13 protein-coding genes are annotated in these 15373 nt (G+C 55.4%); 8 read left to right on the top strand and 5 right to left on the bottom strand.

Going from position 1 to position 15373, the window contains the following annotated elements; all coding sequences use genetic code 11:
• The first annotated feature begins 8 nt into the window (after window positions 1-8).
• The 6 genes from infB (at window position 9) to QY332_07055 (ending at window position 6366) form a co-directional block, all read left to right on the top strand.
• Window positions 9-1781 carry a translation initiation factor IF-2 gene (infB, locus tag QY332_07080; GenBank protein ID WKZ37693.1) on the top strand — a complete coding sequence of 591 codons (1773 nt, stop codon included), beginning with the start codon at window positions 9-11 and terminating at the stop codon, window positions 1779-1781.
• A gap of 39 nt (window positions 1782-1820) precedes the next feature.
• Window positions 1821-2174, top strand: coding sequence for a 30S ribosome-binding factor RbfA (gene rbfA, locus QY332_07075; GenBank protein WKZ37692.1), 354 nt, complete (start codon window positions 1821-1823; stop codon window positions 2172-2174).
• 19 nt (window positions 2175-2193) lie between these two features.
• On the top strand, window positions 2194-3150 hold the full coding sequence (locus tag QY332_07070) for a bifunctional oligoribonuclease/PAP phosphatase NrnA (protein WKZ37691.1): 957 nt from the start codon (window positions 2194-2196) through the stop codon (window positions 3148-3150).
• Window positions 3151-3247: 97 nt separating this feature from the next.
• Window positions 3248-4171, top strand: a complete 924-nt coding sequence (gene truB / locus QY332_07065) for a tRNA pseudouridine(55) synthase TruB (protein WKZ37690.1) — start codon at window positions 3248-3250, stop codon at window positions 4169-4171.
• 161 nt (window positions 4172-4332) lie between these two features.
• On the top strand, window positions 4333-5256 hold the full coding sequence (locus QY332_07060) for a bifunctional riboflavin kinase/FAD synthetase (GenBank protein WKZ37689.1): 924 nt from the start codon (window positions 4333-4335) through the stop codon (window positions 5254-5256).
• 162 nt (window positions 5257-5418) lie between these two features.
• Entirely contained in the window at window positions 5419-6366 is a 948-nt protein-coding gene (locus QY332_07055) for a DUF4349 domain-containing protein (GenBank protein WKZ37688.1), read from the top strand.
• A 56-nt stretch (window positions 6367-6422) separates the two neighbouring features.
• Here the strand turns inward: QY332_07055 and QY332_07050 are convergent, their stop codons facing one another.
• The gene (locus QY332_07050; GenBank protein ID WKZ37687.1) at window positions 6423-8222 is read right to left on the bottom strand and encodes a DUF5939 domain-containing protein; all 1800 of its coding nucleotides are present in this window, start codon (window positions 8220-8222) and stop codon (window positions 6423-6425) included.
• Between the two features lie 141 nt (window positions 8223-8363).
• Here QY332_07050 and QY332_07045 point away from each other — a divergent pair, with 141 nt between their 5' ends.
• Both QY332_07045 and QY332_07040 read left to right on the top strand, forming a co-directional pair.
• Window positions 8364-9074 (top strand): response regulator transcription factor, encoded by a 711-nt coding sequence (locus QY332_07045; protein ID WKZ37686.1) that lies wholly within the window; start codon window positions 8364-8366, stop codon window positions 9072-9074.
• Window positions 9075-9100: 26 nt separating this feature from the next.
• Entirely contained in the window at window positions 9101-10327 is a 1227-nt protein-coding gene (locus QY332_07040) for an ATP-binding protein (GenBank protein ID WKZ37685.1), read from the top strand.
• Here the strand turns inward: QY332_07040 and ppk1 are convergent.
• The 4 genes from ppk1 to QY332_07020 are packed head-to-tail and all read right to left on the bottom strand — an operon-like array spanning window position 10307 to window position 15291.
• The gene (gene ppk1 / locus QY332_07035; GenBank protein ID WKZ37684.1) at window positions 10307-12394 is read right to left on the bottom strand and encodes a polyphosphate kinase 1; all 2088 of its coding nucleotides are present in this window, start codon (window positions 12392-12394) and stop codon (window positions 10307-10309) included. The genes QY332_07040 and ppk1 overlap by 21 nt on opposite strands.
• Window positions 12391-12891, bottom strand: a complete 501-nt coding sequence (gene sixA / locus QY332_07030) for a phosphohistidine phosphatase SixA (protein ID WKZ37683.1) — start codon at window positions 12889-12891, stop codon at window positions 12391-12393. The genes ppk1 and sixA overlap by 4 nt, the downstream gene beginning before the upstream one ends.
• Window position 12892: 1 nt before the next feature.
• Window positions 12893-13780, bottom strand: coding sequence for a CHAD domain-containing protein (locus QY332_07025; protein WKZ37682.1), 888 nt, complete (start codon window positions 13778-13780; stop codon window positions 12893-12895).
• A gap of 2 nt (window positions 13781-13782) precedes the next feature.
• Window positions 13783-15291 (bottom strand): Ppx/GppA phosphatase family protein, encoded by a 1509-nt coding sequence (locus QY332_07020; GenBank protein ID WKZ37681.1) that lies wholly within the window; start codon window positions 15289-15291, stop codon window positions 13783-13785.
• Window positions 15292-15373: the final 82 nt, after the last annotated feature.

The following is a 15373-nucleotide window of genomic DNA, read 5'->3' as shown; positions in this document are numbered from 1 at the left end:
GGTGGCTTATGAGCAGTAATGGCAATAAACTTGAATTGCCCGCCAATATCGTGATACGCGACCTGGCGCAAAAGATCGAAAAAAGCCCCATTGATCTGATCAAAAAATTGATGACAAATGGCGTGATGGCAACCATCAATCAGACTGTGGATTTTGATACAGCGGCGATTGTGGTGGCCGAGTATGGATTCGAGGCTGTGCTTGAGGCGGCGGATGAAGTTGACGCAAAGGAGGAAACCGGCGAAGTACCGCTTTGGCGTCAGATGATCGCAGGAGAGGATGGCGCACAGTTGAAGGGGCGTCCGCCTGTTGTGACGATTCTGGGTCACGTGGATCATGGCAAGACCAGCCTTTTGGACGCGATCCGTTCCACGGAAGTGGCGGCTGGCGAAGCCGGCGGCATTACCCAGCACATCGGTGCTTATCAGGTCGAAAAGAAGGGGCGTCTCATCACCTTTTTGGATACGCCCGGCCACGCCGCATTTACCCAGATGCGCGCACGCGGTGCGCAAGGCGCGGACATTGTTGTCCTGGTTGTGGCCGCGGATGATGGCGTAATGCCGCAGACGAGGGAAGCCATTGCTCATGCGAAAGCGGCGCGCGTTCCCATGCTGGTGGCCTTGAACAAAGTTGACAAACCAAACGCAAACCCCGACCGTGTAAAACAACAGCTTGCCGAACTGGAACTCGTCCCTGACGACTGGGGCGGCAGCACAATGGTCGTCCCGGTCTCCGCAAAGGAAAATCGTGGCATTGACGATTTGCTCGAAGGCATTCTTCTCGTGGCGGACAGCAACGAGATCAAAGCCAACCCCAATGGAAAAGTGATCGGCACGGTCATCGAAGCCGAGTTGGATAAATCCAAGGGTGTGCTGGCGACCCTGCTTGTCCAAAACGGCACGCTCGAAGCCGGTGACAATATCGTGGCCGGCACGGCGCATGGAAAACTGCGTGCCATTACGGATTACAAGGGCAAGCCGGTCAAAAAAGCGGGTCCGTCCACGCCTGTGGCAGTCATGGGGTTAAGCGACGTTCCCTCCGCCGGCGATCTTTTCCAGGTTGTGAAAACGGAAAAGGAGGCGCGCGCCATTGTTGCAGAACGGCTCGAAGCCATCAAAACCCAGGCGCAGGCACGCAAAAAAGTTTCACTGGAAGACCTGTTCGCAAATGTTCAAGCGGGCGAAGCGAAGGGGCTTAATCTGATTGTCAAAGCAGATGTGCAGGGTTCGCTCGACCCCATCGTCACCGAGTTGAACAAACTTGGCGAAGGCGAGATCGGCCTGCACATCCTGCACGCGGAAACGGGCAACATCGGCAACAACGATGTCATGCTTGCATCCGCCTCAAAAGCGATTATCATTGGCTTCAACGTCCAGGCAGATGTGGATGCCCGCCGCATGGCTGAAAAGGAAGGCGTGGACATCCGTCTGTATGAGATCATCTACCGCATGACCGAGGACATCGAGAAAGCTCTCAAGGGCATGCTCGAGCCAAAGCTTGTGGAAAAGACCCTCGGACGCGCGCAGGTCTTACAGGTATTCTCCGCTTCAAAATTTGGCAAAGTTGCGGGATGCAAAGTCACCGATGGTGAACTCAAACGCGGGGCTAAGGTCCGTCTCTTCCGCGGCACGGATATTGTCTATGAAGGCGATCTTTCGTCCCTGCGCCATGAAAAAGAGGACGTCAGGGAAATCCGCCAGGGCTTTGAGTGTGGCGTCGGTTTCAAAAGTTTCAATGACATTCAACCCGGCGACATGCTGGTATGTTACATAGTAGAATAGACGAGTGAAGGGGACGGGGCTTTCACCCCATCCCGGTTAATGATGCCATCAGGAATTCGATTACAACGCATTGCAGACCGCGTCAAACAGGAACTTGCGGAAATGCTCATCCGCGAGGTCAGCGATCCGCGCCTGAAACAAATCTTCGTGACCGACGTAAAAATAGACAGGGAACTCGCCTTCGCAGATGTGTACGTCTCGGCCGTGGAGGGCGCTTCGCGCGCCCCTGACGTTCTCGCGGGACTCGAATCTGCCTCCGGTTTTCTCAGGCGAACGCTGGCCTCACGAATTGAAATGCGCGCCTTTCCCAAACTAAGGTTCCATTGGGATCCAACGCCTGAAAACGCAGACCATGTCGAAAAAATACTGGCAGGATTAAGAGAAAAGAAATAATCTTGGAGAAAAACAAATAGTGGACAATCATCTTGCAGGGGAGATAAAACACAGACTCGCCGAAGCGGAGAAGATCCTCATTACTTCGCATGTACGACCAGACGGGGATGCCATCGGCTCAGTACTTGGATTGGGATTAGCCCTGCGTGATGCAGGCAAGTCCGTGCAAATGATCCTCGTGGACGGCGTACCCGCCTCTTTTAAATACCTTGAAGGCAGCGACCTCATCCAAAAAGAGCCGCAGGCAGATCACGATACTTTCATAACCGTGGACTGCGCTGATTTCAAACGCGTGGGGAAGGCCTTCGAAAACTTCAACCAGCCGGACATCAATATTGACCATCACATCACCAACGAAAATTTTGGCGTTCTCAACCTGATCGAAGCGCAGGAGGTTGCCACGGCTGCCATTCTTACCAACCACCTGCCGGAATGGGGATTGAAGATCACCCAACCGGTCGCTGCCGCATTATTGACAGGCATCATCACCGACACGCTTGGCTTCCGTACATCCAATATCACGCCCGAAGCGCTCAGGCAGGCCGCTGATTTAATGGAAGCCGGTGTAGATCTGCCAGAGATATACATGCGCGCACTGGTACGGAAAACATTTCCCGCCGCAAAGTATTGGGGGGCCGGACTCTCCAGCCTCAAAAGCAAGGATGGCATAGTCTGGGGTACACTGACCCTTGCAGACCGCAAGTCCGCCGGATATGGCGGGAATGACGATGCAGACCTGATCAACATGATCTCAGCCATTGATGGGAACAAGGTCGGAATAGTTTTCGTTGAACAAGGGGATAACCATGTCAAAATTTCATGGCGCGCACTGGAACCGGATGTGGACGTCTCACCAGTTGCAAAACACTTTCAAGGGGGAGGGCATGCCGCAGCCGCAGGAGCGGATATCCAGGGGACTTTGAGCGAAATCCAAAAGGAAGTCCTGAAAAAGACGCGCGAACTTATAAATCTGTAGGGATTAAAGGCAAATAATAGAACCAAGGTACCCCATTGCAAATTACGACAAATATGTCATAATTAAACCGTAATCAAATTCAGGAGGAATATTTTAGATGAACAGTCAGGATATAAAAAACGCCATATCAGGCGCGTTGGTTGTGGATAAACCGGTCGGGATGACATCTCACGATGTCGTTCAGGCAATCAGGAACGGCACAGGTCTGCGCCGCGCGGGACATACCGGCACACTGGACCCACGCGCTTCCGGCGTGCTTGTGATCCTTGTTGGGCCGGCTGTACGGTTAAGCGAATACGTTTCCGCATCGGATAAACGCTACCAGGCCATCATTCGCCTGGGCGGCTCAACCGATACCTTCGACGGGGAAGGCAAGTTCACACCATCGAAGGACCCGGTCAACATCACCGAAACCGAATTCGAGGAAGCGCTTAAAACCTTTGTCGGTGAGATCGAGCAGACTCCCCCGCCCTATTCTGCCGTCAAAGTGCAGGGACGCAAAGCCTATGAAATGGCGCGCAAAGGCGAGGAAGTTGATCTCGAACCGCGCAAGATCACCGTCCATCATCTGGAAGTGCTGGAATGGACACCGCCCGAAGTGGTGATTGACGTACATTGCTCTTCCGGAACATACGTCCGCTCGCTTGCGAATGACCTCGGTGTCAAACTCGGCTGCGGCGCATACCTTGTCGGTTTGCGGCGCACCAAAAGCGGCAGGTTCTCCCTGCGCGATTCCGTGCCGCTGAGAAAATTACAGGAGGCCTTCACGGCCGGCAACTGGTATCAATACTTGATCCCCGCAGCCGAAGCGCTTGCCGACTGGCCCGCAGTGGAACTCAACCCCGATGAAGTGGAGGGTGTGCGTCACGGTCACCGCGTAAAAGCGGTTGGTGAACCCACAGAAACCAAGGTGCGCGGCGTCAGCACACAGGGCGAACTGGTTGCCCTGATGGAACTCGTCACCGGCGAAGACGGCGCACCCGAATGGCAGCCAAAGAAAGTCTTCTTCACTTCCGATTAAATAAAATGTCGTTGCGAGCAGGGTGATTTTGTCCGCCGAAGCGGTCTCCCATCCATAAAGGAGATTGTTTTGGGTTGGATCTGGGTACGCCGTTTCGCGGCTATTTGACCACCCGCCCTCGCAACGATATCCTGCCGCCTCACCGGCGGCTTTTTTATAGCATGCAACATTACCTTTCCCTCGACGCATTATCCCTGCAAAACTCCTGGCTCACCATCGGCGTCTTTGACGGCGTCCATCGCGGGCATCGTCTGATCATCCAAAAACTCGTCCGCGACGCACATGAAGAAAACGCGCCGGCCGTCGTGCTCACCTTTGACCCGCATCCCGCCAGTGTGCTGACAGGCAGAGAGATCAAATGCCTGACCACAGCGGACGAACGGGCGGAACTGCTCGCCGCGCTCGGCGTGGACGTGGTCATCACGCAGCGCTTCACACGTGACCTGTCAACTGCCACCGCCCATGAATATATGTCAACGCTCAAGCAGAGCCTGGGACTCAGCCGCCTGCTGATCGGGTACGACTTCGCCCTCGGCAGGGGACGCGAAGGCAACGCAGCGCGTCTGACCGAGATCGGCTCGGAACTGGGATACACCGTCGAGGTGGTGCCAGCCGTCAGCGACGAAAGCGGCGTGATCTCATCCACAGAGATCCGCAAGCTCACCTCCACAGGCAATGTCAACGAAGCCGCAAAACTACTCGGCTATCCATATCCGCTCGCGGGAATCGTCATTCATGGCGAAGGCCGCGGGAAAAAGATCAACTTCCCCACGGCAAACATTGACTATCCAATACAAAAAGTGATTCCTTCAAATGGCATTTACGCCTGCCGGGCGGTGCTCGGCGCTGAACGCTTCATGGCGGCCACGAACGTCGGCTTCAACCCGACCTTCACCCCGCAACGACAAATCCCGAGCGTGGAAGCCTACCTGCTGGATTTCGACCGCGATATTTATGGTGAGGAACTGAAACTTGAGTTCGTCGCCCGATTAAGGGACGAATTGAAATTCGAATCGGTGGAGGCGCTGATTCAGAAAATCGGTGAGGACGTGGTTCAAACACGCGAAATCCTGACAAGGGGGTAAACGCAATGAGAGACCGTGCAGGCGCGGTCAACATCGAAGCAATTCTGGAATAAGGTTTAAGCCCTCGGAGGAATGATGCGGGGGCTGTGATTTTGGGGAACATTCCATCATCTCCTTCGTCTATTCCATAACGCCGAAATTCTATTCAAACTGGAGGATGAAATGAGATCACATTTCAACGTATTTACCTTGCCTGTTCTGCTGGGCGTGCTATTGCTCAGCGCCTGCGGAGGAGCCGCACCCGCCGCTTTTGAAGAACCCGCCGCCGCACCTGAATTTTTAGCGGGGGATTCCATGCCGGGCAGCGCCGCAGAAGCGGAGGACGCTGCAAAACAGCAGTCGGAGCCTTCCGCGGCTCTGCCTGTGGGACCCGTCTATAACACGGGGGTGGATTCGACAGTCGCCTCCACCACGCACATGATCATCAAAAGCGCCGAGATCAAACTGCTGGTGGAAAGCACGGATAACGCCATCGACCGCGCCACACAGGTCGTCGGTGATGCCGGTGGATACATCATCAGTTCACGAATCTGGTATCAAACCTATTACGACGGTGAGAATTACAAGTACGCCACCATCACCATCGGCGTGCCCGTCCAGCAATTCGAGCGCACACTCAGCCGTCTGCGCGGGCTGGCCGTCAAAGTGCTGGATGAATCCGCTTCGGGCGAGGATGTGACCGATCAATATGTAGACTTACAGTCGCAGCTCATCAACCTGGAAGCCACGCGCGAGCGCATCAAATCCTTCCTTGACGATGCCAAAACGGTGGATGAAGCCCTGCGCATCAACGCCGAGCTCTCCGAAATTGAGCGCCAGATCGAGGAGATCAAGGGACGCATGAACTATTTGCAGGATCGATCATCCTATTCCACGATCACGATCAACTTTGAGCCTGTATTGCCTGAGATCCTCCCCACCCCCACCCCGCAGCCGGAACCCTGGAATCCTGCTGAAACCTTTGAATCCGCCACAAAAACCGTCACCCGCGCCTATCAAGGCATCGTGGATTTTCTCATCTGGTTGTTCATCGTACTTGTGCCCATCTTTGCGCCGCCCGTTCTGATCATTTGGGTCATCTGGAAATTACTGACACGCAAGCCGAAGTAAACCAAGATAATCGCAAATTAAAAGACCGCCAGTTAAAAAACTGGCGGTCTCCGGTTTTACAGCTTGATCTTCCACAAATCCATCGCCTGTTCGTAGCCGCGGAGTTCGGCTTGAAAACGGGAGAGGGAGTTGGGCGGGGCGTTCTTCTCCAAAAACTCAACCACCTCAGGATCGTTGCGAATCGGCTCAGAGAGGATCGTCTCGCCGCCGGATGAGAAACCCGGCAGCCGCGCCGCAATATTCACAGTTGAACCAAAGTAATCCAGTCTGTCGTTCAGATTGACAACAATACACGGTCCATAGTGAATGCCCGCTTTAATGAATAGGGGTGGGTTGCCGCGCAGGGAAATCCGCTTCTGAACATTCCAGATCGCGCGCACCGCCGAGACGGGGGTACGGAAGGCTGCCATGATCGCGTCCCCCATGGTTTTGATGATTGCCCCGCCTTCCGCTGCAACAGCTTGTTCCAATATTTCAAAATGCTCGCGCACACGTCCGAAGGCAGGCGCATCGCCGATCTCGCGATACAGTTTTGTGGAATTACGCAGATCAGTGAACATCAGGGTGGTGGAGCCCACGGAGATCTCCTCTCCGGGACGCAGGACTTCGCTGGAGAACAGGTCACGGAACACCTGCAACGTGGTCACGTCCGCCGCCGTCGCCGCCTGATCCGACCAGGTCGTTCGTTCCAGTTGAAAAGTCTGGGTTGAATCGGTTTCATTGATCAGGCGAATGTACGGCGCAAGCCCAATGTCCATTACATCATTACGCCAGCCCAGGGCATTCGCCCGTAAGTCCATTTTCGCGGGTCCATGTTTCACTGCCAGCAACATCTGTGTGCCAGGCAGGTCGGAGGCGCGTACATGATAACGTCCTTCGTTCAACATGGTTGAAATCGGAAGTTCCTCGCGCGGCGGTACCATCAATGAAAAGATGGTATGCGGCCGTCTCTGCGGACTGCCGACGCAAAACTCCACTGCCGCATCCACCGCGCGGATGGACGGATTTGGGCGGAAGATCACTTCCACATTGTGGTCGAAGTTTGCGGTGAAGTCTATCCGGCAGGTGCTGCAATGTGCGGTGGAATGGATGTCACCCAGCCGTGCATGATCCTCTGCAATACCGCGGCACTCGGGGCAGAGCAGATCCCAATACATGTCCAGCATGCCAAGCCGTGTGGCGCGTAAAAATGATTCCAGCACCGTGCGGCGCGGCAGTCCCCAGCCATCCGCCAGCGCATACGGTCTCATACGCTGGATGGACAGGTCATCCGCGCGGTGCAAGTATTCATACAGGTGATTGAGAATCTGCCGATCCACCCCTTGATCCTGCAAGCGCTCATTCAGGACCTTGAACTTGTTATGCCCGGCGAGGGAGAGATTCCTGCCTTTGGCAACGATCAACACCGAGCCGCCGCGCGAAGCGATGCGGTCATATAATTTGAAAGCATCCCCGAAGCGTTTCGCGCTATATACCCCAATTCCCAGCGGAATGGCAATCCTACCCGGGATATTTTTCGGTTTCACCCACACCTCATACGTAATCCGCGTGCCCGCAGGCTGGAGCCGCTCCAGGCGGCAATCCACGCGCATTTCTGCCAGAGGACCCTTTCGGTAACGGCGCATAATCCCAAACTGATAGGGATACGTCCACTCGAAGGGTTCCTCCTCCCATTCGATCTGCACAAGCGGGATGTTGAACCTTACAAGTTTTACGCCATTGTGAATACCGAGCAACTGCATGGGAGGCAGGCCCGTATCGCGGTTGAAACGGTTGGTATCCGAAACAAGGGGCCAGAGCGCCTCAGCCGAGGACTCAAACTCCCACACCCACTTATAGTGATATTCTCTGGTCATAAGCTCATTGACGCCTGTAAAGAGGAAGATTTTACTCGCATTTAATGATCGCTGCATTGCAAGGGAATAACATCATAAGTTTACCTTTCATTAACCTGCCATTAACAAAATTGATTTTTCTTTAATGGTATATTCCAGTCAATGACTGAATCAATATTGATCGTTGAAGATGAACTCTCCCTTCAGGAGACGCTTGCCTACAACCTGAAAAAAGAGGGGTATATCGTTGAAACGGTTGGCGACGGGCGCATGGCGCTTGAATCCGCGCGGAAGATGAAACCCGACCTGATCGTGCTGGACATCATGCTCCCCGAAATGGACGGTTTTGAGGTGGCACGCATCCTGCGCAAGGAAATGACCACATCCATTCTCATGCTCACCGCGCGTGACGATGAAATTGACCGCGTCGTCGGTCTCGAAGTCGGCGCGGATGATTATTTGACCAAGCCGTTCTCCATGCGCGAGTTGCTGGCACGGGTAAAGGCGCAGCTCAGGCGCACTCGTCTTTTGCGCGAGGAAATGGGACAGGCCAAGGCAGCGGATGCAAAGCACGAGGCATTGAAATTCGACAATCTCGTCATCAATCTCACCCGCCGCGAAGTGACGCTGGATGACAAGCCTTTGCAGATCAAACCCAAGGAATACGAATTGCTGTTATTTCTTGCCGAACACAAGGGACAAATGCTCTCGCGCGAATTCGTACTCGAACGCGTCTGGGGCTGGGACTTCATCGGCGACAGCCGTACAGTGGATGTGCATATCCGCTGGTTAAGGCAGAAGATCGAAGCGAATGCGAGCGAACCGAAACGCATCATTACAGTGCGAGGCGGCGGATATCGGTTTGAGGGATAAGGCTGCATCAAAGGTCTACATTCAAGATGAATTCATTTCCATGGATTATCGTCATTCCTTTACTTCTTCTGGCCGGGTGGTTTGCCTGGCAATATAATGACTTGAAGAGGCGTGTCAACCAATACGCAAAAATGATACGCACGCAGCCCGAAGACCTTCCAACCGATTTGAAAAAATTGGAAAACCTCTCCAACGCAATCACCTCCCTGCAAACCAGCTTCAACCTCCAAATTTCAAGCCTGAACAATCAAACCACCCGTCTTTCCACTGTTCTCGAGCAATTGACCGACGGCGTGCTGATCGCCACATCCAATGGACAGGTGCAATTTGCCAACCCGGCGGCGCGCAAACTGTTTGATGTAAAGGACCCGACCAGCCGCAGCGTTGCACAAGTACTTCGCGATCACCAGCTGATCGAGGCATGGCAGCGCTGCCAGCAGACCCGCAAGACACAAACCGAATCGGTGGAACTCCCGGCACGGCGGAAATTCCTGCAGCTGTTCGTCATCCCGGATACACACGAGGGCGGCAGCCTTCTGCTCGTGCAGGATCTGACCCACGTCCGCAGGCTCGAAACCGTGCGGCGCGATTTCATCTCCAACGTCTCACACGAATTACGAACCCCGCTCGCCTCCCTAAAAGCGCTCACCGAGACGTTACAAGACGGCGCACTTACGGACCCTGAGGCTGGTCCTCGTTTTCTGGGCAGAATGTCCACGGAGGTGGATGCGCTCACGCAGATGGCGCAGGAACTGCTCGACCTTTCACGCATCGAGTCGGGGCAGGTGGAACTGGTCTTCGCGCCGCTTTCTCCAAGGCAGTTGTTGTCCGCTGCGGCGGAGAGAATGAAAATGCAGGCCGAACGCGCAGGATTGAAACTGATTGCCGTGTGTGATGACCATGTACCCGCTGTCCGCGCGGACGGTTCCCGTCTGGAGCAGGTGCTGGTAAACCTGATACACAATTCGGTGAAGTACACAAAGCCGGGCGGGGAGATAACCCTCGAAGCAGAAGCAGTCAGCGGCGCGGTTCGATTCGCGGTGCGGGATAGCGGCGCCGGCATCCCTGCGGAAAGTCTATCGCGCATCTTCGAGCGCTTTTATCGAGTCGATTCATCCCGCAGCGGTTCAGGCACAGGCCTGGGTCTGTCCATTTCAAAACATATCGTGGAAGCGCATAATGGGAAAATCTGGGCGGAAAGCGCGGAAGGCCGCGGCAGTATCTTTTATTTCCTAATTCCCAATCAAGTGTGATTGCACGTCAAAGGGTTTGTCGTCCGAGTTGGGGGCGGCGCGGGTATAGGAACCGTCGGCGTTGAGGAAGCGCGCGCGGATGTTGTCTTTGAAATACACCTCCAGCACCTTGGCACGCAGATAGCGGATGTGCTTCTTGTCTTCCACGGGGAAAACCACTTCGACGCGGTGGTTGAGGTTGCGCGGCATAAGGTCGGCGCTGCCAAGATAAATTTCCTCTTCTCCATTGTTTTGGAAATAATACAAACGGCTGTGTTCGAGATAACGTCCCACGACACTGATCACGCGGATGTTCTCGCTCACGCCCTTGATACCGGGACGCAGGCAGCACATCCCGCGCACGAGCAAATCCGCTTTGACGCCCGCCTGCGAGGCTTCATATAGGAGTTGGATCATGCCCTTGTCCACGAGGGAGTTCATCTTGAAGATGAGGCGGGCGTTTTGACCGGCGCGAGCGTGTTCGATCTCGCGTTTGATGAGCGCTTCGATATTCTCGCGCAAGTTGACGGGTGCGACCAGCAGTTTGCGGTAACTCTGTTTTGTTGAATAGCCCGTGAGATAGTTAAACAGGTCGGTGGCATCGGCGCCCATGTCCTCGTCGCAGGTGAACATACCGAAGTCCTCGTAGATGCGCGAGGTGACGGCATTGTAGTTGCCTGTGGCAAGATGCAGATAGCGGCGGATGCCCTCCCCTTCCTTGTGGACGACCATGGTGGTCTTGCAGTGCGTCTTCAAGCCGACCAAGCCATAGACGACGTGTACGCCTGCTTGCTCCAGCGCGCGCGCCCAGCCGATGTTGGATTCTTCGTCGAAGCGGGCTTTCAGTTCCACCAGTACGGCGACCTGCTTGCCACGTTCCACGGCCTCGAGCAGGGCAGCCACCACAGGGGCGTTGGAGCCGACGCGATAGACCGTCTGTTTGATGGCCAGCACGTCGGGGTCCCGCGCGGCGGCGTTGAGAAAGTCAATGACAGGCGCGAAGGAATCATACGGGTGATGGAGCAGGATGTTCCCGGCACGGATGGCCTCGAAAATATCACCCGGCTTCTCGATGAAACGGAGCGCCTTCGGCGTGCGCGGTTTGTAGGGCGGATATTTCAGGTCATGGCGTTCGACGTTATTGTACAACTCCATCAGGTGCGCGAACCCCAGCGGATGGTTCAGGACATATACGTCATTGCTGGTAACTTCGAGGTTTTCCATCAGCAATCCACGGACCTCGTCGGGCATGGTGGTATGCATCGCCATCTGCACCACCGAGAGGAATTTGCGCCTGCGGATGCTCTGCTGCATGGTCTCCAGCAGGTCATCAGCTTCGAGTTCCTGAATCTCCACATCCGCATCGCGCACCACGCGGAAGGGATACGCGGCGGCGACCTCCAACCCGGGGAACAGGTCCTGCAAATTCGCGGCGACGACCTGCTCCAGCCAGACGAAGTAATGATGATGCGGGATGGTGCCATCCTTGCGCGCACTCCCCGACGAGCGTTTGACGGGGATCAGGCGCGGCAACGTGCCAGGCATTTTAAGGCGCGCAAATTTCTCATTCCCCTTTTTATCGCGGATGACGATGGCGAGGTTGAGACTCATGTTCGAGATGTGAGGGAACGGATGGCCTGGATCAAGCGCAAGCGGAGTCAGAACCGGATAAACAACATCCCTGAAGTATTTATCGGCGCGTTCCTTCTGGACCTTGCTCAGTTTCTGATATTCGAGGACATGAATCCCGGCCTTTTCCAGTTTGGGCAGGAGTTTGCGCTGGAAGCACTGCTGGGCGTCCTGGTATAGTTCCTGCGCGAGTTTGCGGATGGCGGCGAGTTCGTCACGCGGGGTCATACCGTCGGGTGAGATTTCCAGCACACCCGCCTCGACCTGCTTGCGGATGCCCGAGACGCGCACCATGAAGAACTCGTCCATGTTGGATCCGAAGATGGCGAGGAACTTCAGCCGTTCGAGCAACGGGTTGCTCTCATCGCGCGCCTCCTCCAGCACGCGGCGCTGGAACTCCAACATGCTGAGTTCGCGGTTGATGTAGAGGGAGGGGGCGGAAAGGTCAATGACGGTCATTTATTTGCTATTTCCACCAGCACGCCAGGGCTGAGCAGCCATTCAAGGGTGGCGCTGCGGGTGTGATGCAGGTCGTCGGTGGAGAGACGGCAGACGCCGCCTTTTTTGAAAGTGATGTCCACCGCCGCGCCTTCGGCGACCAACATGCTGACCAGCCTGGACAGATACGGTTCATGCCCGACGAGGGCGATACTGTCCACACTGTATTTTTCGTTGATCTCGGCGATGAGGGGGTTCGGGTCCGCCATGGGGGCGAGATGGTCGCTGAACTCAAGTTTTTTCTTGATCTTGAACACATCCGCCAGAATCTCCGCCGTCTCTTTCGCGCGGACGTAGGGACTGGACAGGATGAGGTCGAACTTCGCTCCGAGCGTCCGTAGAGCTTTAGCGATCTGGCGCATTTTCTTCGCGCCCTTTTCGGTCAGCGCGCGCTGGCTGTCGTCGCCCGACGGGGCTTCATCTTCGGCAATGGCATGACGGATGAGATACAGTTCCATTTTACTTCTCCCAGGGGAAAGATCCTTCCGGCGCGGGACGCCAGAAGGTCAATACTTCGCCTTTGTCTTCGAGATATGCCAGCAGGACGTTTCTGAAGCGCGAGGCGTAATGTTCATGGATGGAAAGCGCCTTTGCTTTGTCCAGCTCCCACAATGAGCGTGGGCTTTCCGGATCCGGTTTTTGCAGGGTGTCCATCAATTCCGACAAACCATCCAGCGCGACTTCCATATCCTGAATGTCGCCCATCATGGTCTGGTAGGTGTGCATCCGTTCGAAATTATCGAGCAGAAACGTTTCCAGCAGGGGATGGAGCACCTCGACCGTATAACGGAACCTCTTGAATGCGATCCGCAGTTTGTGGATGGTGGCAACCCGCTCCGCATCGACGGCACCATACAGGCGGAGGACCCGCGCATACGCCTCGTCCGCGGCTTCAAGCAGTTGCTCCGCCAGTTCTTCCCCGGGCAGTTCGGTTATCATGATACGCGCTTTTTCCACCCGCTCGGACAAATTCCCCGCCTTGTGAGAAGCCACCATCGTACGGGCGGCCCGTAAATATTTCCGTTCCTTCTTTTCCAAATACTCGCGGAACACCTCCAGGTCGGGTACTTCGTGGATGTATTCGGAGATATCCGCCAGCAGGACTTGCGCATCGCGCAAATCGTCGAGTTCGGCGAGTTGGTTCTTCAACGCGCGGCGGATGGTCTGAATCCGCGCATGGTGCAAGACCGATCTCAGGAGGTCGAAGAATGCCAGCAAACGCCGAGCAGCCACACGCACGTCGTGAACCGCCTCCTCTGAAAACTCCGCGCGGCAGAGTTTCAATTCCGAGCGGTATTTCTTCCAGCGCGTATCCAGCGCGTTCAACAGCAGGGCTTTGGCGTCCATGGTCATGTCTCGATCACAAGTTTCATCCCAAACACGTTCTGGAACATAGCGCGCCGTTTTGCCAGCGCCCAGTTCTCCAAACTCAAGCCGTTTTCGCCTTCGAGTTTAAGAAACCATTTTTTTCTGGAGCCTTTCATCGTCACGTTTTTTACGCGGCGCGTATGACTGACATCCATCGCATCGGCGAGCCGCAAAAGCACGGTGAGTTTGATGACCGCCAGCCTGTCGGCGGAATCCAACGCGCAGAAGTTCTCGTCCTGCGCGCCCGGCATGGACTTGCGGTGATAACGCATCATATTCGCGACGATGGCTTGCTCGCGTTCCGTCAAGCCGATCAACGGGTTGGCTTGCATGATGTAATAGGCGTGTCTGTCGTGGTCGAGCGTGCCGATGAAATGACCGATGTCATGCAGGAGCGCGGCAACCTCCAACAGCAGTTTGTCTTCGGGGTCGAGGTTGTGAAGTGGATGGGTCTGCTCGAACAGACTGCCCGCGAGACGCGCCACCAGTTCGCCATGCTCGGCATCGAATTGATACTTCTCACCCAGCCGAACCGCGGACGTCCAGACCTGCTCGCGCGGAGAAGGTTGGGACGCTTTACTCAGGCTGTGTGCCAGATCCAGGAGAATGCCGTCCTTCAAGCCCACATTGGGGATTTTGACTTCCTTGACGCGCGCCTCCTGCGCGATGATCTTCAGCACGATGGACGCGGGCAGGATGACATCCGCGCGGTCGGGTTTCAACTTGAACCTGCGCATCCTTTGCTTGACCGTCAGCCTGCTCAATTCTTCGATGAGATATCCCAACTCATCAAGCGTAATCGCCTGATCGCTATTCCTCTTGAACAGTTTCTTTCGCAGCACGCCCATCTCTTCGATGTTGCCGCCCGTACCGGCGCATAGGTCAATTTTCTCGTCGCCGATCTCGCGCCGGATGCGACGGCGAGTCGCGGCGGCGTATTCACGCACCAATTCATCGAAGGGAACATTGGACGGCTTCTTGCTCAACTTTTGCAGGAGACGCACCGTGCCCATGTTGTAACTTTCGGTGGATAGGATGGTATCCCCCTTCGAGAGTGTGACTTCCACACTGCCACCGCCGATGTCTATCAATATGGAGTATTTATTTTTCAGATTAATCGCATGTGCCACAGCCAGATGGATCAGCCGCGCCTCCTCCTCCCCGCTGATGACCTCGATCCCGATGCCGGTCGTCTGAGCGATGCGGTCGCACAGGAGGTCGTTGTTTTCCGCTTCGCGCATGGCGCTGGTCGCCACCGCGCGGATGCGTTCCACGCCGAAGTCGTCCGCCACCTTGCGAAAGCGGATGAAAGCGTCCAGCATTTGCTGGGCGGTCTGCTCGCCGATCGATCCCTGTGAAAAAGCGTCCTGCCCCAAACGCACAGGCAGGCGCAGATTCTCGAGCGTCTCCAGTTTGTCGTGGTAGCCCAGCCTGCCGACCACCAGACGCATCGCATTCGAGCCAACATCAATTGCAGCGATAGTTTGCATGGATTTTCCAAATTATACAGTGCCTTTGCCGCCCTGTCCCGTCCAGGATGTTAACGATTGGTAAAGGAACGAAGATTTAAAC

It is taken from the genome of Anaerolineales bacterium (assembly GCA_030583885.1).
Lineage (GTDB): Bacteria > Chloroflexota > Anaerolineae > Anaerolineales > Villigracilaceae > Villigracilis.
This window is presented reverse-complemented; position numbering and strand designations above follow the sequence as displayed.

Bases quoted from the DNA above. Each gene is read 5' to 3' on its own strand.
- sixA (WKZ37683.1), bottom strand. From the start codon at position 12,891: ATGGAACTGTATCTCATCCGTCATGCCATTGCCGAAGATGAAGCCCCG.
- QY332_07055 (WKZ37688.1), top strand. From the start codon at position 5,419: ATGAGATCACATTTCAACGTATTTACCTTGCCTGTTCTGCTGGGCGTG.
- QY332_07020 (WKZ37681.1), bottom strand. From the start codon at position 15,291: ATGCAAACTATCGCTGCAATTGATGTTGGCTCGAATGCGATGCGTCTG.
- QY332_07040 (WKZ37685.1), top strand. From the start codon at position 9,101: ATGAATTCATTTCCATGGATTATCGTCATTCCTTTACTTCTTCTGGCC.
- QY332_07050 (WKZ37687.1), bottom strand. From the start codon at position 8,222: ATGACCAGAGAATATCACTATAAGTGGGTGTGGGAGTTTGAGTCCTCG.
- QY332_07060 (WKZ37689.1), top strand. From the start codon at position 4,333: ATGCAACATTACCTTTCCCTCGACGCATTATCCCTGCAAAACTCCTGG.
- QY332_07045 (WKZ37686.1), top strand. From the start codon at position 8,364: ATGACTGAATCAATATTGATCGTTGAAGATGAACTCTCCCTTCAGGAG.
- ppk1 (WKZ37684.1), bottom strand. From the start codon at position 12,394: ATGACCGTCATTGACCTTTCCGCCCCCTCCCTCTACATCAACCGCGAA.
- QY332_07025 (WKZ37682.1), bottom strand. From the start codon at position 13,780: ATGGACGCCAAAGCCCTGCTGTTGAACGCGCTGGATACGCGCTGGAAG.
- rbfA (WKZ37692.1), top strand. From the start codon at position 1,821: ATGATGCCATCAGGAATTCGATTACAACGCATTGCAGACCGCGTCAAA.
- infB (WKZ37693.1), top strand. From the start codon at position 9: ATGAGCAGTAATGGCAATAAACTTGAATTGCCCGCCAATATCGTGATA.
- truB (WKZ37690.1), top strand. From the start codon at position 3,248: ATGAACAGTCAGGATATAAAAAACGCCATATCAGGCGCGTTGGTTGTG.